The organism is Legionella birminghamensis, assembly GCF_900452515.1.
Classification (GTDB): Bacteria; Pseudomonadota; Gammaproteobacteria; order Legionellales; family Legionellaceae; genus Legionella_C; species Legionella_C birminghamensis.
Genome location: NZ_UGNW01000001.1, coordinates 25,336 through 43,165, shown reverse-complemented (window position 1 = coordinate 43,165; position 17,830 = coordinate 25,336). Strand labels below are relative to the sequence as shown.

The following is a 17,830-nucleotide window of genomic DNA, read 5'->3' as shown; positions in this document are numbered from 1 at the left end:
AGGCTGCAGACCCGGTTAAAATCGTTGGTTTCGAAAATCCTCTACCGCCTGGAACACTTCCTCCTGGGTGTTCATTACAAAAGGCCCCAGACGGGCAATAGGCTCGCCAAGCTTTCTGGCGGCAATTAAAATGCAATGGCAGGCTTCGCTTTGCGTGCCCAGGTTAACCTCATCGCCGTCGCTGAGGATTGCCATTTCTTTGCTGGCGACCGCCTGTGCATCAATCAATAATCCGCCCTGCAGTACAAATACCAGGCATTGATGGCCAGATGGCACTTGTTGTACAAATATACTGTGCGGCGGTAATTTTATATCAAAAAAAAGGGGGGCTGTGGCAATGCCTTTGACAGGGGATGAAGCAGTAGCCGTTTCACCGGCAATTAATTTAATCTCGACGCCATTTGGCAGGGTTTCATAAGCCAGCTGCCCGGCAGTATACTCCTGGTAAGCCGGTGGAATCATTTTTTTTGCTGCCGGCAAATTAAGCCAGAGCTGCAGACCGGTCAGACGCGCAGATTCCCTGGGCATTTCGGAATGAATAATACCCCGGCCAGCCGTCATCCATTGAACACCCCCGGGGCCGATAACACCGTGATGGCCATGATTGTCCTGATGTTCAATTTCCCCGTCCAGTAAATAGGTTATCGTTTCAAATCCGCGGTGGGGATGAGAGGGAAAGCCGGCGATGTAATCCAGGGGATTATCGCTGTCAAAAAAATCAAATAACAGCATTGGCTCATAAGGATTATCCCGTTCCATCCCAATATAACGCTGAAGTTTAACGCCGCCGCCTTCGCGAACCAGCATACCGGTCAATACCTTTGCCACTTTACGTTGATTCATGTGAAGCTCCCGCTGCGTTGCTTAATTATAATTGCAGCTTTTTCTGTTTAGACAGCCTATGTTAAACTAGCGGCTGTTTCAACCTTTAGGACGACATCGTGACTGCTGCAAAATTCATTATAGCACTGCTACTGACCTCTGTTATCTCCCTGGCCCAGGCCGCCGTATTGACCGACATGGAAGGCAAGCGAATTGAACTCAACAGTCTGAAAGGCAAATGGGTGCTGATTAACTATTGGGCCAGCTGGTGTCAGCCCTGCCTGAATGAAATCAGTGAACTGAATCATTTTTATAAGAATAACAAAGAAAAAATAGCGCTTTTTGCCGTTAATTATGATGCGCTTCCCCTGTACGAACAGCAAAAATTGATCAAGCAATTTGGCATTAATTATCCAAGCCTGGCAATTGACCCGGGCCGCTCCCTGAATTTTGAACACCCGCGCGCCGTACCTGCCACCTTTATTATTAATCCCCAGGGCGAGCTGGTGAAGATACTCTATGGCGAGCAAAACAGGGATTCATTGAATGAAGCGATTGTTGCAGGCTAACGGGCGAAGCTTCCGAATCCCCGCGGCACCAACACCGAATCCCCGCGGCACCAACACCGAATCCCCGCGGCACCGACACCGAATCCCCGCGGCACCGACACCGAATCCCCGCGGCACCGACACCGAATCCCCGCGGCACCGACCGCGGGGCCCATGCCTGTAGGAGTAGCATAGCCCTCAGACAAGTTTCAATGTTTCCAAAAAATAAGATTTAACAGGTAGTATAAGCAAGTGTGCTTAACATTAAATTGGCTTCGTGGGGGCTCCGCGGTCGCAAGCCGCGGGGATTCGGATGTTCGATACCGGGACACTGCCAAACTTGACAGCTTCCCGCATATATCTAAAAATGATTTATTAATCAAATCGAAAAACCGATCTTATTGGTTTTCAGGTTGAGCGAATGCCCTCGAGCGCTGATACCCCCCAATATCTCCCATCTGAACATTATTACCTGTTTGCACATGTGCTCAGGGGGCTGGCATCCGCAATTGTTTTTTTAGGCGCCCATCTCCTCGGCCACTTCTGGCTTAATCACCCGGCAGTCTGTCAATTGCTGGGGCTGCACGTTTGCGAAGCCGCCCCTTATCCACCAGAGTTAGTCTCTATCGTAAATGACACCGGCTGGTTTCGATACAGCCATTTCGGCGTGTCCTTATTTTTCTTAATCAGCGGCTTTGTGATACCCTTCTCACTGATTAAATATTCAAGAAAGCAATTCCTGATCACTCGCTTTTTCAGAATTTATCCCACCTATTGGGCCGCTTTTTTTTTCGCACTTATCGCACTCCTGCTGTTCCACCGCGGGCAATTATGGATTAGCAGCTTCGACATTCTTGCGCAGTTGACACTCACCCGCGATCTATTCTGGGTTCCCAGTCTGGATGCAATCAGCTGGACATTACAAATCGAAATCAAATTTTATCTGCTTTGCGCTCTGTTTTCCTCTCTGCTGGTATCCGGAAAAAAAGTCCATTTTCTTGCCTTGGTTATTGGTTTAAGCATTTCGGGATTTCTGCTTTTACGAACGCTGTCGGGCCTTGATGTCCAGCCTGAAAAATGGGCACTCAGCGTTTCCTGGTACGGTCTGGCACATGCACTAGGCAATTCAGCCTTCTACATTATTTACATGCTGATGGGGACCTGCTTTAACTGGCACTGCCGCAAATTTTTATCGACCCGGCAGCTTTCGGCCTTTCTTCTGTTTTTTTTCCTCTTATTCATGCTCTTATGGTCAATGAGTGATTATCAATCACAATTTTATCCCGGCACATTCAACTACGGTCTCGCGTTAATGATATTTGCCATTGCCTATTCATTCAGGCATCGGAGCTCAGCACCTGCGATATTTATCTGGCTGGGTAATATCAGTTATCCCCTTTACGCGGTTCATCTATTACCCAGTTATGCCCTAATCTACTGGCTGACGTACCAGAAACACATCCCGGCAACAATCGCCGTTCTACTGGCCAGCATTATTGCAATCTGCATGGCTTTGTTACTGCATCGCTGGATTGAACTGCCCAGCAATGACTTTGGCAAGCGCCTGGCGGACACTAAACTTAACTGCGACAACCCATAGACTTCTGGCTACGGGACGATTAAAATGCCTTGGTTTATTTCCATTTGCAGTAAGGATTACAATGCAGCTCATCAACAATCAATTGGCCAGACTTAGCCGTCATCATGACCTTATTAATACTGCAGTTCAGCGCGTACTCGCTAGTGGGATGCTGATACTGGGGCCAGAATGCACGCGATTTGAGCAGCTGTTTGCTGATTACTTACAAGTGGAGCATTGCATAGGCCTGGCCAATGGCACAGATGCCATTGAATTTGCACTGAAGGCCTGCGGTATCGTTGCGGGCGACCTGGTCGCCACTGTTGCCAATGCCGGCGCCTATACTACTACAGCCCTGCAGGCGATTGGCGCCAAACCTTATTTTCTTGATGTCGATTTAAACAGCAATAATACCAACTTACAGGAGGTGAGCCAGGCTATCGCATCTGGAGCCAAAGCGATCGTAGTAACACATTTATACGGTCTGGCAGTCAGTGAAATAGCAGAAATTGCAGCCTTTTGTAAAGAGCATGCGGTTCCTTTAATAGAAGATTGCGCGCAGGCACACGGTGCAGCCATCCACAATAAGAAAGTAGGAGCCTTTGGCGATGCAGCAAGCTTTAGCTTTTATCCCACCAAAAATTTGGGCGCATTGGGAGACGGCGGAGCTGTAGTCACGCGACACAAGGCTATTGCTGAGAAAATCCGCTCTTTAAGACAATATGGCTGGGGTAAAAAATACCAGATTGAGATGGGAGCGGCTCGTAACAGTCGACTGGATGAGCTCCAGGCATCTATTTTGTGTGAATTACTGCCTCATCTCGACAATGATAATGAACAACGGAGAAAAATAGCAGCACATTATAGTGAAGGTATCCTATCTCCCAATATTCAGTGCCCCGCAGTAAACAATTCCAGTTATGTGGCCCATCTCTATGTTATCCGAACAACCCAGAGGGACTCTCTTCGTGAACACTTACTCAAAAATCAGATTGCTTCTGACGTTCATTATCCAATTCCCGATTACAGGCAGCCTTTTTTAAGGGGCAGCTTTCCGAATGTAAACCTGAAAAACACAGAAGTACTTTGTAATGAATGTTTGAGCCTTCCCTGTTACCCGGAAATGACTATAGGGGAAGTGGAAAATGTTATCCACGCAATTAATAACTGGCAAGCATGAAATACTCAGTCATTATCCCCATTTACAAGAGCGAAAAAAATATTCCGGATCTCTTAAAGGCGCTGCAAGAGATGAATTGCCAGCTCAATGGGCATATGGAAGCTGTTTTTGTCGTTGACGGCAGCCCGGATCAGTCCTATGAGTTGTTAAAAACGGCGATTGAACATCTTGAGTTTCCGGCAAAATTAATTGCACACTCACGAAATTTCGGTGCTTTTTCTGCCATTCGAACCGGTTTACGCGCAGCACGGGGCAAATATTTCAGTGTGATGGCAGCTGATTTGCAAGAACCGCCTGAACTGTTAATCAGTATTTTTTCCTGTCTTGCCAACAACGAATGCGATGTAGCGATTGGTACAAGAAATAGCCGTAAAGATCCCTTCGTTTCTCGCCTAACCTCGAACCTGTTCTGGGCTATATACAAGCGTATGGTAGTACGTGATATGCCCAAGGGAGGCGTAGATATATTTGGCTGTAACCAGGTATTTCGTGATCAGTTATTAAATCTTGAAGAATCGCGCTCCTCTCTGATTGCTTTAATATTCTGGCTGGGTTTTCGGAGAAAACTGGTTAATTACGAAAGGCAAGAGCGAAAGATTGGCAAGTCCTCGTGGACATTCCGTAAAAAAATGGATTACATGATGGACAGCATTTTTGCCTTCACCGATTATCCGATACGCCTCTTAACTCGCCTGGGTGCCATCGGCACTTTGATTTCTTTCCTTGGCGGATTATTCATCTTTATCATGCGCCTTACAGACATGATTACCGTCCCTGGTTATGCGGCTATCATTCTAACCGTCCTTTTTTTTGGCGCACTTAACTTATTAGGCCTTGGCTTAATCGGCACTTACGCCTGGCGGGGGTATGAAAATACCAAGCAGCGTCCTTTAGCCATTATAGCCATTGAGCATAGCAATGATTGGAGTTAATATGAGCATCCAGTTTCAGAAGCCACAATTAAATGCGCCAGCCATAGAGACCATTATCGAAGGTGTAAGCTTACATTGCTTCAAATCAGTCACTGATTCACGAGGCGAGTTGGTGGTGGGCGAGTTTTTGAGAGATATTCCCTTTATTGCCAAACGCTTCTTTTTTGTACACGGAGTTCCGGCCAATGAAATTAGAGGGAAACATGCACATCGTCAATGCCATCAATTCATAATATGCGCCAAGGGCGCCTGCACAGTTAGTGTCGATAACGGCAGGGAGCGCAAATACCTTACTCTCGATAGTCCGGCAAAAGGCATTTATTTACCGCCTCTGACCTGGGGAGAGCAGTATAAATACTCACAGGACGCAGTTCTCCTGGTTTTTGCATCAGACTATTATGATAAAGACGATTATATTTATGACTACACAGAATTTTGTGAACTGGCTCAAAAGGCAGCCAATGGTTATTAATTTTCGTGGAGTGGATTTTTTGCGCATGGGCCGCTTTGTGGCCGGCGGTGGCTTATCGACTGGGTTTACTTATGTAGTTTACCTACTTTTAAGCAATTGGGTAAATTATCAACTGGCTTACGGAGTTGCTTATTTCCTTGGTGTTTTATTTGCTTACTGGTTTAATACTATTATTGTATTCCGCAAGTTATTATCATTTAAAGGCCTGTTTACCTATCCCCTTATTTATTTATTCCAGTATGCTGTATCAGCCCTTTCACTAGGTTTAGTCGTGGAGAAACTAGGCATAAGCCCCAGCATAGCGCCCTTGCTAGTGATTGCCGCTACACTTCCTATTACATATTTTATGAACAAACTGGTGCTGGAGTGGTCTAGCCCAAATAAAAAATAGGCCTTATTTAATCTTTTATGGAAAAAAAATGCTGGATTATTTTCGCAATACTAGAACGACCACCGACAAAAAAAACAAGCTTTCTAAAGCCTCTGCTTTTACAAATCAGCCGATTTTTTCATTTCTGCTCTGCTCGACCATACTGACTTCATTGCTTTGGCTGCCATTCGGTATTCGATTAAATGGTTTAATTGAAGAATGGGGATTGCTTGGAGTTTTTACAAACCACGGTGTTTTTTTTGCTGCTACGCCTGGCAGCCTGCTCTCTGGTCATGCTGCGCGCCCATTAACATTATTGCCTCAGGCAATCGCCTATTTTCTGGATTCTGATTCATTTGTCTATTGGAATTTAATGTTGTATTTATCATTGATTCTTAAAGGGACGGCAGCCTCTTATATTGTATGGCGAATTACAAACTCCTTTCGCTGGGCATTATTCATGGGCCCCTTCATGCTGGTTTATCCCGCAGACAGTATGCAGCTATCATTTCGCGCCCTGCATATCAATTGGGCGTTAGCACTATCGCTCTCAGGCTGTTGCCTATTATTTAAGGCGCTGGATGCCAAGCGTCGATCAACAGAGACTTTTCATTCAGCTGTCTCTGCACTGATATTTTTGATGGCACTTGCTATGTATGAAGCGTCATTTGCTTATATCATTTTTCCGTTTGCGCTGATTATCGGACAAAAAGGCATTGTTGCAGGTTTCCAAATTTTTTGGAGAAAAAAAAATGTGGTATTAATCTGGCTATTGGCGCCTCTTGCCTATTTGGTATATGCTACTTACGTAGTTAGTCATGGCAACACCTATCAACAAAGCTTTTCCGCCAACCAAGACCTCCTTATTGCTAACTTTCCCAAACTGTTCTCTATCGGCTTACTTCGCAGTGTGCTTGGAGGCTGGGTTGATGCCACGCTGATTTGCTTCCGGGAGCTTAGCTGGACTGCATACATTTATCTTTTTATAGCCTGCAGCCTGATTTTTGCTTTCCTGTATGGCTCACAAACTACACTAAGACAGGTGAATCATGAACATTGTTCAGGCGGAACTTTGATTCGAATGTCAGTAATTTGCCTCTTTCTTATTATTTGCGGGTATAGTCCTTATATATTTTCTTTATCGCATTTATATATAAGCCAGAGGACATTCCTTTTTGCAACACCGGCAGCAGCTATGTTTTGGATCTTTCTGCTTCTGTTACTTAGCAAAGCGAGCTCCAGGCTTGCCAATGGATTTTCTTTTATAATGCTTTTTATTGGCCTGGGAGCAGGACTTTTTCAATTTCATCATTATGTTCAACTCTCCACCGTCCAAACGCATATTCTGGCCGATATCGTAGACCATTTTGATGGAAAAATGGAAAAAGATAACACCCTGTTGATAAGGGATAAAAGTAATTTACTCGATCAAATCTGGATGTTCTACAGTACAAACCTGCAAGGGGCTCTGGCCTACATGTATGGGCACCCCTTTGAGAATCTCCAGATTTGCAGTGAGCCAGGTCACTATTGGCTGTTAATCGATACGGTAAACAGACCTGGCCAGTGCATTGAAAAAGAACAGAGTTGGGTGTTCAGCTATCCAGAACCAGTACGTTACAATGGGAAAGTAGTTGGCTCTAAACCACCTGTGCTTGTAATACCTAAAGAACGAATAACAGCAATAACGATTGATGCAAGTGCAGCTACCCGCCCAGCCGCTGGCAGCGTAAATTATGACACAAAAAATAACCCTCATTTCATAAAAAAATACAATAAGATTTTGGCAGAGCAACGATGGCCACAATATTTTAATTCATTTTTTAACACAACTCCCCCAGATAGATATAAATGGGGTTTTGGGGACTGGTGGAATTTGGATTTACCCACAGCAGGAATTGGCTGGCGGGGGGCTGAGTGGACTGTTGGTAATTTTAAGCACTCCTCAGGAGCATGGAAAACACAGGAAAATTCTGCCCTGCGATTTCAACTGGAGCCAAGTAAACATAGATACCGCTTAGCGGGTTTAGTTGACAGTATCATAAGTGACGAAATTCGTTCCAGCATCATGCTTGTCATTAATAAACATGCAATAAAACCAGAGTGGATCGACACGAATGAGTTTATCGCCGATCTACCTTCTGATTATTTAAAAAATGGAAGTAACTTATTGGTCATCTCTTCCAAAGTTGACATGGATTATTTTGGATTGTCTTTTCGATTATTAAATATTGAACTAGCCCCCATGGATGATAGACAAAAGGAACAATTATGATTTTAGTAACAGGCGGCTCGGGGTTCATTGGTTCCAATTTTATCTTGAATTGGCTTCTTACAAGAAATGAACCGGTTATCAACCTTGACGCATTAACCTATGCTGGAAATCCGGCAAATCTCATCTCATTAAAGAACGATCCGCGCTATCAGTTCATTCACGGGAATATCTGTAATCGGGAGCTGGTCTTTGCGACGCTTTTGAAAATGCGGCCACGCGCCATTATCCACATGGCAGCAGAAAGCCATGTCGATCGCTCCATTGCCGATCCGGGTGTTTTCCTCAAAACCAATGTTGAAGGCAGCTTTAGCCTGCTTGACGCCGCTTATCATTACTGGAATACAATGAATGAAACAGAAAAATCTGCTTTTCGTTTTATTCATGTATCCACCGACGAGGTATACGGTTCCCTGGAACCCGCAGAGCCGGCCTTCAAAGAAACCACTCCTTATCAACCCAATAGTCCCTATTCGGCTAGTAAAGCAGCAAGCGATCACCTGGCGCGCGCATGGTTTCATACTTATGGCCTACCGACCATCATCACGCATTGCTCTAATAATTACGGCCCCTTTCAGTTTCCGGAAAAGCTCATTCCTTTAATGATCACACGCGCTCTTTCACAGCAAACATTACCCATTTATGGCGATGGCCAAAATATCCGGGATTGGCTTTATGTCATCGATCACTGTCAGGCGCTCGAAGTTATCCTGGAAACCGGTGTGCCGGGGAACACCTACAATATTGGCGGTAATAATGAAATTAACAACTTGACAATTGTTAACACATTGTGCTGCTTATTAAATAACTATCGGCCTTCAGCTCAGGGAGATTACCGCAAGCTGATACAGTTCGTGAAAGACAGGCCCGGACATGACAAACGTTATGCCATCGACTCAGGAAAAATTCAGAGAGAACTGGGTTGGAAACCAATGGAGACCTTTGAAAGCGGGATCAGCAAAACGGTAACCTGGTATCTTGAAAATACGGACTGGACTTCTCATCTAACTAATAAACTTCAACAATCTACAATAATGGCTTAAATTATGAACAGAAAAGGGATTATATTAGCAGGCGGGTCAGGTACACGCCTTCATCCGGTTACTCTATCCATTTCAAAACAGTTATTGCCTGTTTTTGATAAGCCTATGATTTATTATCCCTTAACCACCTTAATGCTCGCAGGAATCAGGGAAATATTAATCATTACCACACCCCATGACCAATTTAACTTCCGCCAGTTATTAGGTGACGGCAGTCAATGGGGAATTGAGCTGCACTATGTTTGCCAGGAGCTCCCCAACGGGATAGCACAAGCTTTCATACTGGGTGAAGAGTTCCTTAATGGCTCTCCTTCTGTGTTAATCCTTGGGGATAACATTTTCTATGGCCATAATTTAAAGCAATTACTCTCCCAGGCTAATTCCCGCACCGAGTTTAATACCGTTTTTGCATACCCGGTTCAGGATCCTGAGCGATATGGGGTTGTCCAGTTTGATCAGGATGGACAGGCTATTGCGATAGAGGAGAAGCCCAGGCAACCAAAATCACGTTATGCAATCACCGGCATTTATTTTTATGACAATTCAGTTGTGGAGGTTGCCAAATCGATTAAACCTTCGGCACGTGGTGAATATGAAATAACGGATATTAATCAGTATTATATCCAAACCGGCAAACTATATGTTGAAGTGATGGGAAGAGGATTCGCGTGGCTGGATACCGGTACGCATGAATCGATGCTCGAAGCCTCACACTTTGTATCGACACTAGAAAAACGGCAGGGATTTAAAATCGCCTGTCCTGAAGAAATAGCCTGGCGACAAAAATGGATCAATGATACGCAACTTGCCTTTATGGGGGAGCAGCTGCAAAAATCGGATTATGGCCGCTATTTATTAAGCATTTTAAAGGACGCCGGAATACACAGGGAAGTCGATTCTTATTTTACTGTTTAATGGGAATAAAAATGATTGAAATAACCTCCGCCATGCCTGCCAAGGCCGATCATCAAAGAAACCGATTATTATTTATTTTAGTATCCCTTTGGGTGGCGATATTAATAGTATTGCTCAGCCTTCAATTGGCTGGATTTTCATTTGGATTTGGAATTACAGCAAGGGGCGAAGATACTAACTGGCTAAATCTTATCGCCAATGCCAAAGGAAAAGCGACTGTTTTTGCAAGAGTTTTCTGGCAAATTGATGGCCGCAATCCCTTATCTCCCTGGTTTTGGGCAGCCATATCGCCTTTAATTAGTAAAAGCATTGGCTGGCTTTATTTCGTTCGATGTGTCACCGATTTGCTGTTGGCGGTTTCAATGTTTCTGCTTCTACTGGAGCTGAATGATAAACGCAACCCCCTTTTTGCATTTGGGACAGCACTGCTCGTGCTGGTTTGGAATTTTTTCATTAACTATAGTCAGTTAATCTGGGTCTTCCATATGGCCGCTGTATGCAGTTTGCTTACGATTTTATTTTATTGTAAGTACCTTAATAGCAATCGCAGCAAAGCAAATTATTTGGCTTTATCGTTACTATTTTATCTTGTATCCCTTTCGACCTACACTCTGCATTCAGGAGCGATAATAGCTGTTTTCTTATTAAGCCTCTTTTTTTCAAAGAATCCAGAGCGCCTCAGTGAGCGGCTAAGAGCCACATTAATAGACAGCAGTTTTTTCCTGTTTGTCTTAATTATTTTTTATCTAATCTGGAATACTACTAGCCCCGTCCCACAAGCGCTTCAAGAGGGTTTAAAATGGACTGCTCTTTTTAAAAGCATAAAATTTGTCTTATTTCATCCCGACAATTTCGTTTTTTATAAAACCCTTGTAATTGATCGCTCTTTAACTATCCCCGTCTTTTTGTTGTCACTCATTTTTTTTAATGCACTGTTTTTCTGGATATTTGGTTTTGCCAGGACTAATGGGCAAACACTTCAAATCCCTAAACTGTCAATCTTCATTGTCCTATTAGCTTTCGCGGCTCCTGTTGTCATGGTTGAAGCGACCAGCAGGACCTTTTTCCCCGGAAGCCGATCTCCAATGATTAGCCAGATATTACAGCCATTATTGTATTTAAGTGTTATATATTTAATCTGTGACTATTTACCTCTGAGGGCAGACAATAAATTGAAGCTGGTGAAAGCTCTTAGCGCATCCTTTATTGCCTTCATTTTCACAATTTCAATAGAATATAATCATTGCCTGGTAGAACTCGATATCAAATCCGGTGTATTGAGGAATAGCTATATAGCAAAAATATACGAGCGTTATGAACTTGGCTATAGGTTTGAAAAAAGCTAGGTCGTGTTTATAACTCTTTGGAACACCTTGGATGCCTCGACCTGTTCCAAGACCTCTAATAAATGTTTCAACCTGCAAACACTGATATAACAGTGGCTGCAGGCAGCCTCCTTAATTATTATCGGATTTCAAAAACAACTTGACTATAATTTTGTTTTTCATAGGGCAGAGAACGCACTTCTGAAAAAACATATTTTCTAAATAAGAAGCCAACAATTAGGAGGATCACAAGATCGAAACCAACTATCACAAAATATTGAGAATGTGTAACCCATGGACCAATATTCATAAAGAAAAGTGAGACTGATTTACTGAGTGAGAACCAGAACCGGGAAAATATCAGATTCATCAGGATTAAAGTAATGGTCACAGGCCAACTTATTCGATATCGGTTCAACACAGACCCTAAAAGGATTAGAAACATGGGGAACGCCGTTATAATTTGCCGAGACTCAGAGCAAATTGAAAATATGACTGTCACCAGTAGAAAAAGGACACATCCCAAACCAAACTCTATTGCTTTTTGATTGATCTGCCTCCAGAACAACAACATCAGCACTGGTGCTAAACCAAAGTAAAATATATGGAGTGCAATTGAAATTCCTGGCTCAACTACCGCGGTAATAGGTGCAGCATGAATATATCTATTCAGATCCATATTCGGTGGTGCATCACTTGCGATCCCATTAATGGTTAATTTAACTACAACCCACAAGATTACAAATAAAAGAGCCGCGTTAACGTTAAAGTTTTTTAGAAACTCCCGAAGCATTTCTAGCGGAGTCAAACTATAACGCAATCCATAAAACACATAAGCTCCCAAAGCCATTAAGCTAAGTGGTAATAATCTCCAATCAACTGAGGTAAATCTGGATGCAAATTCCGGCAATGGAAATAGACAGTGCAAACACCAGCAGCACACCATTAGAGCAACTATCAATGCTATTGCGCCATTGCTTTGCCGTATTGAGGGCTTTTCCCTTCCTTCAAAAGCAAATAAGAATAGGCAAGCAAAATTGTAGATTAACGAAGGAAAAACAAATGAGCCTAGTAATGCAGTGATCCACAAACCCAATCGATTTCGGTCTATATAGAAATAAGCTCCCAACATTCCCATAAACATACCGCTTGGATCCGTTAACACCGGATAATAGGTGTTCATCTTTAGCACTGCAAAATTAAATAGCAACAATCCCGTACATAAATATTTGGTATTGGAGGACCAGTTTAATCGTGCTCCTATACGAAACAGTAGATACACACAACCCATAATTAAACAATAATTATACAGTAAAAATACACTAAGCAGGTTTTTGGTCACCATCAAATCAATATGCGCGACAGAAGCTATTCTATGTATAATCATTGGCGTTAGTATACGTTGTACCAAATAGCTGTTGTAATGGTTAAACAACTCTTTTGTATGTAAACGAGCCATTTCCGCATAGATTGTCCCATCCCAACCCAAGCCGTCATTTACTGGAATTTGTTCTCCGAAACCTAGAGAACCTATGTAATAGAAACTAAAAAAAAATAGACTGGTACCCCATAAGAATCGAATAAGGGTGTTTTTATTGAGAATAAACAAATGCCGTGACATATCAAAAGGGCCTTTAATATAAAAGGGCTCTAGATTATCAGCTCAGCCACAGGAATTTCAACAATCAAAATTAGACAGATCCTGAATAACCTCTCCAAAAATTGAGCTTAACCGGTCTTAAGCCTTTTCCCTATTGAGATACTTCCCCACAGTCGTTCATGCAGATAATAAAGAAAAATTTTTGAGAAGAATTCAAAAAAGCCAACATAGAGCGCAAACTTTGTTTCATGAGTAATGAGAAAGGTAATCAGCACTGTTGTGGCAGTTGCAAACAACCGCCAGCTGATTGATTTTAAAAAGCTTCTCAAATGGGATTCATTCATCGCCTATCCTACCCCGTGACAAGCTCGTCATTTCGGATTTGGGAATTTGATCCTTCTGTTTCCTCTTCCAGTATCAGATATCCCTCATTAACCAGGTAGGCGACGATCTTTTCAACGGCAGCCTCTATGGACAGATTATTCGTATCCAGCGTTATTTCAGGCTGCTCCGGAGCCTCGTAGGGGTCATCAATGCCTGTAAATCCTTTAATTTCCCCACGGCGTGCTTTCGCATACAAGCCCTTTGTATCCCGTTCCTCGCAAGCCGCTAATGAGGTGGACAGGTACACTTCAATATAGCCTCCTGAAGAAGCGATCAGCTGGCGATTCTGCTCGCGCGCATCGCGATAAGGGGCGATAGCGGCACAAATTGCGACACCGCCCGCCTTCGTTACTTCAGAAGCCACATAACCTATTCGTCGGATATTCAAATCGCGATCGGCCTTGCTAAAACCTAATTCATTGGCAAGTATCCTGCGCACCACATCCCCGTCCAGCAAGGTAATATTGCGCTTGCCGAGACTCATTAAGCGGGCCATCAGCGCGTTTGCCAATGTGGTTTTTCCCGCTCCCGAAAGGCCGGTGAAAAACAGCGTAAAACCTTGCTTGCATTTAGCAGGATAGGATTGGCGAAGCTCGTTAATAATACCGGGAAAAGAGAACCATTCCGGGATTGATTTATCAGATAGCAGCATTTGCCGCAGTTGCGTGCCAGATACATTAAGGGCTGTCTCTTCCGCTTTAATTTCATTAACAGGACAAAAACTGTGCCGCTCCTTCACATAGACCATCTCTTGAAAAAAGACCGGCTCTATCCCTATTTCTTGCTTAAACTGCCTGACTAAGTCTTGTGCGGCATAGGGTTCGTAAAAAGGCTTACCCGCCGCATCATTGCCTGGACCGGCATGGTCTCTTCCTACAATGAAATGGGTGCAGCCATAGTTTTTTCGAATCAGTGCATGCCATAAGGCTTCCCGCGGGCCGGCCATGCGCATGGCTAATGGCAGCAGCCCCAAAGTGGCATTACGTCTTGGGTATGCTTTCAGTATTTTCTGGTAGCATCTTACCCGGGTAAAATAATCAATATCGCCAGGCTTTGTTAAACCAACTACCGGATGTATTAATAAGTGCGCATCATATTCCTGGGAAGCGCGCAAAGTAAGTTCCATATGCGCCCGGTGCATTGGATTTCGTGTCTGGAAGCCAACAATACGCTCAATCTTATTCGTTTCAAAAAATTTTTTCAGTGCCTCAGGGGTATGGCGGTAATCGACAAAATCATAATGGCGGGGGAACTGAATGCATTCCAAGCGTCCGCCTATGTACCAGCTGCCTGCCTGTTTAAACAGATAATTGACACCCGGGTGCTTCAGGTCTGTCGTAGCAAACAGCTGCTCGGCTTCAAACTGTTTATCCGGCATCCACTTGTCACTGACAGTTAGATTGGCCAACAAGGTATTATCCTCATCATATAAACCGATTGTTTGCCCGCAATCGATGGCCGAAGCAAATTCCTCATTGACATCCAGAGTAATTGGAACGGGCCAGACTTCGCCGCTGCCTAAACGCATATCGTTTAAAACCGAATTATAATCGTGTTCTGTTAAAAATCCTGTCAGCGGCTTAAACCCTCCTACCAGCAGCATCTCCAGATCGCAGCGCTGACGAGATGTTAGAATCCATTTATGTGACATTTTATTCTCCAGAAACACCATTAATCCCGCCATATTACTCTTTTCTGCGCTAATCATTCAATCAATTACAATGAAATTTTTATCCTTGGATTCAAAGTTATATACTAGAGAACTTGTTATTAACATTAGGGATTTAATATGAGCAAACATCTTAAAGAAATTGATGAATCTTATACCGAGCATTTTCTGTTTGCTCAATGCTTGGGTTTTAAATTGATTTTTGCGGGCTTCGCCTGTCTTATTCACGCTATCATACCAGACCTCTTTGTCAACACAGGGAGTAAGACAATCGATACGCTAAGCCAGCGGATTAAAAAAAGGAAAGAAAAAAATGTCTCATGTTGATATCCAGGAGATAATTAATCTCTCAAGCCAGGCTGCCAATGCAATTTTAAGGGTTTATCAAAAAATGGAGCTGACCAGTACGGTCAAAACAGACAAAACCCCCTTGACGGAGGCCGATCAAATTTCCCATGATATTATCACGGCGGGGCTCAAATCCCTTTATCCACATATTCCCATTATTTCTGAGGAATCCAGTACCAACATGGAGTATGAGACACGAAAGAGATTTGATTTTTTCTTTCTGGTTGACCCCCTTGATGGTACCAAAGAATTCCTGAACCGCAACGGCGAATTTACTATCAATATTGCCTTGATTCACAAGGACAGTCCCGTGCTTGGAGTAGTTCATGCACCGGTAAGCAAAAGTATTTATTATGCGGAAAAAGGCAGGGGCGCTTTTAAAATTAACAATCAGCTTCAGACTCAATTAGTTGCGAAAAACAACTTGAAAGATACTATAACCATTACTCTCAGCCGTTCCCACCAATGCCCAGCTACCGCTGAATATCTGGAAAAACTGAATAGAGACGGGAATTCATTCCAGCTAATTACGGCGGGAAGCGCATTGAAGTTTGCCTTGCTGGCCGAGGGCAAAGCGGACGTCTATCCCCGCTTTTCACCCACGATGGAATGGGATACAGCTGCGGGGCATGCCATTCTTCTTGAAACAGGAAAACAAATTACGGAAATCGGCACTGCACGAACTTTAAAATACAATAAAAGAGAACTCGTAAACCCTGGCTTTATCGCCGCTTAGAAATGTTTAGTAGATCAATCCTTGAGGATTGATCTACATCCGCATATATTAGCTTATGCCTAATTTCTCATAAATTGTTTTAACTTTTTTTCGTAACTCGGATTTACCGCTTCCTTCACCCAGGGTAAGTGCTACATTTTTGAATTGTGATCCATAGGCTCTAAAGCCAATATGGCCTTGTGTCCAGCCAGTTGCTTTACTCACCGCCGGGAGGTCTTTTGCTGAAACAGTAAACTGCTCTTCACTGATCTTGATTGACAACTGTCCAGTTATCGGCAGGTCAGCAAGCAGCAATTCTGTATTCTGCCAAGCGTCGTTCGTATTAACCCAGTATCCCAGGCTCGCCTGTTTAAGGGATTTGTTATACAGCAGGAGCAATGCGGACATATTGCTGTCATCAGGCCCGCAGTAATTAAAGATAAAACTTAAATGGGATCCATCCGCTTCCTGATCAAAAGAGTATTCGAAAGAAACATTGTAAGCGCCTTTGCTTGCATTCTTGAAAAATCCAACGGTCATGCCCGCGTTTTTCGGCTTTATCCACCCCCCATCAACCACCTGCCAGCCATTTAAGACACAGTTGAATTGATTTAATAAGTGGCGGTTCGCTTGCCAATGCTGGCTATCGCTTAATTTCTTTTGCCGCTGCATTTCTTTCTGCTCTTCATTCGACTTGATTTGCGCCTCAAGTAGGTCCAAACCGCTAAATAAGCTGCTATTGTGTGCTTCGTCCACCGCGTCAAGCAAACGGACTTCATGTACGGCACCGTAATTGCCCAGGGGGATATAATCCAGGGTTTTTAAGGAATGACGATCAATGACCCACAATTCGCTTAACAGGTTTTTTCGATGCACGCGGGCTACAATCTCACTGTCACCAATGAGGATATAGTCTGAACTTACAGCCAGGCCGCGGGAGTAATGCGATGCCCCGCTCGCCCAAACTGTTTCATCAGCCTTGATGTCCACCAGCTCACCTGCTTCGGAATGGCAGGCAAAGAGGTTGTCCTCATTATCCACCCAAATATTGTGCATTCCATTTCGATGATTAGCCTCGTATTTATCGATTAATTCTCCTTCAGGGTAGGAGAACACCAGCACCTGCGAACCGCGTTTGAATCGATGCGCCAGCACATACAAGCGGTTTCTCTTTAGGAAAATGGAATTGAAATGCTCGCCGCAGGCGTTATCCGGGCCTAATCTGTCCCAGTAAATATCATTAATCCGAAGATCTTTATAATAGCCATTTTCTGCATTGTAAAAACTGATACAATTTCTACCTGTATTGGTAGCAATGATTATATTATCAGGTGCACACAGAATTTGATGCGGCTGCGAGAGGAAGCATGCCGACTGCTTGTTATTATACGATAAATAGCCTTTCTCTGAGTGAATATAGCTTTCAAGATCCAGCATGCGATCGTTTTCTACACCGGAGTGACTTAACACTAGCTGATCATTGTTCTCCCACCATGAGATACCATAGTATTCACGGCGGCCTGACTCCACTATATTTATTTGCCGTGTTTCAAGATCAACAAGCAATATATTATTAACAGTAGACACTAAGGCTTTCAACTTTTTGCATCCTTCTCGAAAATTTATCGTTTGGTATATTAATCATTACTAATTACC

At 43.5% G+C, this 17,830-nt stretch carries 17 protein-coding genes; 12 read left to right on the top strand and 5 right to left on the bottom strand.

The genetic code is table 11. From position 1 onward, the window contains the following. Positions 1–15: 15 nt before the first annotated feature. Positions 16–843, bottom strand: coding sequence for a pirin family protein (locus DYH42_RS00185; protein ID WP_058524275.1), 828 nt, complete (start codon positions 841–843; stop codon positions 16–18). A 98-nt stretch (positions 844–941) separates the two neighbouring features. Between DYH42_RS00185 and DYH42_RS00180 the strand changes: the two genes are divergently transcribed. From DYH42_RS00180 to DYH42_RS00135, 10 genes are all read left to right on the top strand, one after another. Further along, on the top strand, positions 942–1,391 hold the full coding sequence (locus DYH42_RS00180; RefSeq protein ID WP_237759045.1) for a TlpA family protein disulfide reductase: 450 nt from the start codon (positions 942–944) through the stop codon (positions 1,389–1,391). A 400-nt stretch (positions 1,392–1,791) separates the two neighbouring features. Beyond that, on the top strand, positions 1,792–2,970 hold the full coding sequence (locus DYH42_RS00175; protein WP_058524277.1) for an acyltransferase family protein: 1,179 nt from the start codon (positions 1,792–1,794) through the stop codon (positions 2,968–2,970). Between the two features lie 61 nt (positions 2,971–3,031). Next, the gene (locus DYH42_RS00170) at positions 3,032–4,129 is read left to right on the top strand and encodes a DegT/DnrJ/EryC1/StrS family aminotransferase (protein WP_058524278.1); all 1,098 of its coding nucleotides are present in this window, start codon (positions 3,032–3,034) and stop codon (positions 4,127–4,129) included. Further along, a complete protein-coding gene (locus tag DYH42_RS00165) occupies positions 4,126–5,061 on the top strand; it encodes a glycosyltransferase family 2 protein (protein WP_058524279.1) in 936 nt (311 codons plus the stop codon). Before DYH42_RS00170 ends, DYH42_RS00165 begins: the two co-directional genes overlap by 4 nt. 1 nt (position 5,062) lies before the next feature. Then, entirely contained in the window at positions 5,063–5,533 is a 471-nt protein-coding gene (locus DYH42_RS00160; protein WP_058524280.1) for a sugar 3,4-ketoisomerase, read from the top strand. Then, on the top strand, positions 5,523–5,924 hold the full coding sequence (locus tag DYH42_RS00155; protein ID WP_058524281.1) for a GtrA family protein: 402 nt from the start codon (positions 5,523–5,525) through the stop codon (positions 5,922–5,924). Before DYH42_RS00160 ends, DYH42_RS00155 begins: the two co-directional genes overlap by 11 nt. Positions 5,925–5,952: 28 nt before the next feature. Then, positions 5,953–8,178 (top strand): hypothetical protein, encoded by a 2,226-nt coding sequence (locus DYH42_RS00150; RefSeq protein ID WP_058524282.1) that lies wholly within the window; start codon positions 5,953–5,955, stop codon positions 8,176–8,178. Continuing rightward, on the top strand, positions 8,175–9,218 hold the full coding sequence (gene rfbB, locus DYH42_RS00145; protein WP_058524283.1) for a dTDP-glucose 4,6-dehydratase: 1,044 nt from the start codon (positions 8,175–8,177) through the stop codon (positions 9,216–9,218). Before DYH42_RS00150 ends, rfbB begins: the two co-directional genes overlap by 4 nt. A 3-nt stretch (positions 9,219–9,221) precedes the next feature. Further along, complete coding sequence (rfbA, locus tag DYH42_RS00140) at positions 9,222–10,133, top strand: glucose-1-phosphate thymidylyltransferase RfbA (RefSeq protein ID WP_058524284.1); 912 nt, start codon at positions 9,222–9,224, stop codon at positions 10,131–10,133. Between the two features lie 11 nt (positions 10,134–10,144). Then, positions 10,145–11,479, top strand: a complete 1,335-nt coding sequence (locus DYH42_RS00135; protein ID WP_131793026.1) for a hypothetical protein — start codon at positions 10,145–10,147, stop codon at positions 11,477–11,479. Between the two features lie 118 nt (positions 11,480–11,597). Here DYH42_RS00135 and DYH42_RS00130 read toward each other — a convergent pair whose 3' ends face one another. From DYH42_RS00130 to DYH42_RS00120, 3 genes are all read right to left on the bottom strand, one after another. Beyond that, positions 11,598–13,079, bottom strand: coding sequence for a hypothetical protein (locus DYH42_RS00130; protein ID WP_058524286.1), 1,482 nt, complete (start codon positions 13,077–13,079; stop codon positions 11,598–11,600). A 107-nt stretch (positions 13,080–13,186) separates the two neighbouring features. Beyond that, positions 13,187–13,402, bottom strand: a complete 216-nt coding sequence (locus DYH42_RS00125; RefSeq protein WP_058524287.1) for a DUF2061 domain-containing protein — start codon at positions 13,400–13,402, stop codon at positions 13,187–13,189. A gap of 8 nt (positions 13,403–13,410) precedes the next feature. Further along, on the bottom strand, positions 13,411–15,093 hold the full coding sequence (locus DYH42_RS00120) for a bifunctional sulfate adenylyltransferase/adenylylsulfate kinase (protein WP_162263107.1): 1,683 nt from the start codon (positions 15,091–15,093) through the stop codon (positions 13,411–13,413). A gap of 138 nt (positions 15,094–15,231) precedes the next feature. On the opposite strand from DYH42_RS00120, the gene DYH42_RS16895 reads away from it, so the two are divergent. Beyond that, complete coding sequence (locus tag DYH42_RS16895; RefSeq protein WP_058524289.1) at positions 15,232–15,438, top strand: DUF6356 family protein; 207 nt, start codon at positions 15,232–15,234, stop codon at positions 15,436–15,438. Further along, entirely contained in the window at positions 15,425–16,195 is a 771-nt protein-coding gene (gene cysQ, locus DYH42_RS00110; protein WP_058524290.1) for a 3'(2'),5'-bisphosphate nucleotidase CysQ, read from the top strand. The genes DYH42_RS16895 and cysQ overlap by 14 nt, the downstream gene beginning before the upstream one ends. 48 nt (positions 16,196–16,243) lie before the next feature. On the opposite strand, the gene DYH42_RS00105 is transcribed toward cysQ, so the two are convergent. Continuing rightward, complete coding sequence (locus tag DYH42_RS00105) at positions 16,244–17,773, bottom strand: hypothetical protein (protein WP_058524291.1); 1,530 nt, start codon at positions 17,771–17,773, stop codon at positions 16,244–16,246. Positions 17,774–17,830 lie beyond the last annotated feature (57 nt).

Coding starts and splice junctions, on each gene's coding strand:
- DYH42_RS00150 (WP_058524282.1), top strand. CDS start 5,953: ATGCTGGATTATTTTCGCAATACTAGAACGACCACCGACAAAAAAAAC.
- DYH42_RS00160 (WP_058524280.1), top strand. CDS start 5,063: ATGAGCATCCAGTTTCAGAAGCCACAATTAAATGCGCCAGCCATAGAG.
- DYH42_RS00165 (WP_058524279.1), top strand. CDS start 4,126: ATGAAATACTCAGTCATTATCCCCATTTACAAGAGCGAAAAAAATATT.
- DYH42_RS00125 (WP_058524287.1), bottom strand. CDS start 13,402: ATGAATGAATCCCATTTGAGAAGCTTTTTAAAATCAATCAGCTGGCGG.
- DYH42_RS00170 (WP_058524278.1), top strand. CDS start 3,032: ATGCAGCTCATCAACAATCAATTGGCCAGACTTAGCCGTCATCATGAC.
- DYH42_RS00175 (WP_058524277.1), top strand. CDS start 1,792: ATGCCCTCGAGCGCTGATACCCCCCAATATCTCCCATCTGAACATTAT.
- DYH42_RS00185 (WP_058524275.1), bottom strand. CDS start 843: ATGAATCAACGTAAAGTGGCAAAGGTATTGACCGGTATGCTGGTTCGC.
- rfbB (WP_058524283.1), top strand. CDS start 8,175: ATGATTTTAGTAACAGGCGGCTCGGGGTTCATTGGTTCCAATTTTATC.
- rfbA (WP_058524284.1), top strand. CDS start 9,222: ATGAACAGAAAAGGGATTATATTAGCAGGCGGGTCAGGTACACGCCTT.
- DYH42_RS00130 (WP_058524286.1), bottom strand. CDS start 13,079: ATGTCACGGCATTTGTTTATTCTCAATAAAAACACCCTTATTCGATTC.
- cysQ (WP_058524290.1), top strand. CDS start 15,425: ATGTCTCATGTTGATATCCAGGAGATAATTAATCTCTCAAGCCAGGCT.
- DYH42_RS16895 (WP_058524289.1), top strand. CDS start 15,232: ATGAGCAAACATCTTAAAGAAATTGATGAATCTTATACCGAGCATTTT.
- DYH42_RS00155 (WP_058524281.1), top strand. CDS start 5,523: ATGGTTATTAATTTTCGTGGAGTGGATTTTTTGCGCATGGGCCGCTTT.
- DYH42_RS00120 (WP_162263107.1), bottom strand. CDS start 15,093: ATGTCACATAAATGGATTCTAACATCTCGTCAGCGCTGCGATCTGGAG.
- DYH42_RS00135 (WP_131793026.1), top strand. CDS start 10,145: ATGATTGAAATAACCTCCGCCATGCCTGCCAAGGCCGATCATCAAAGA.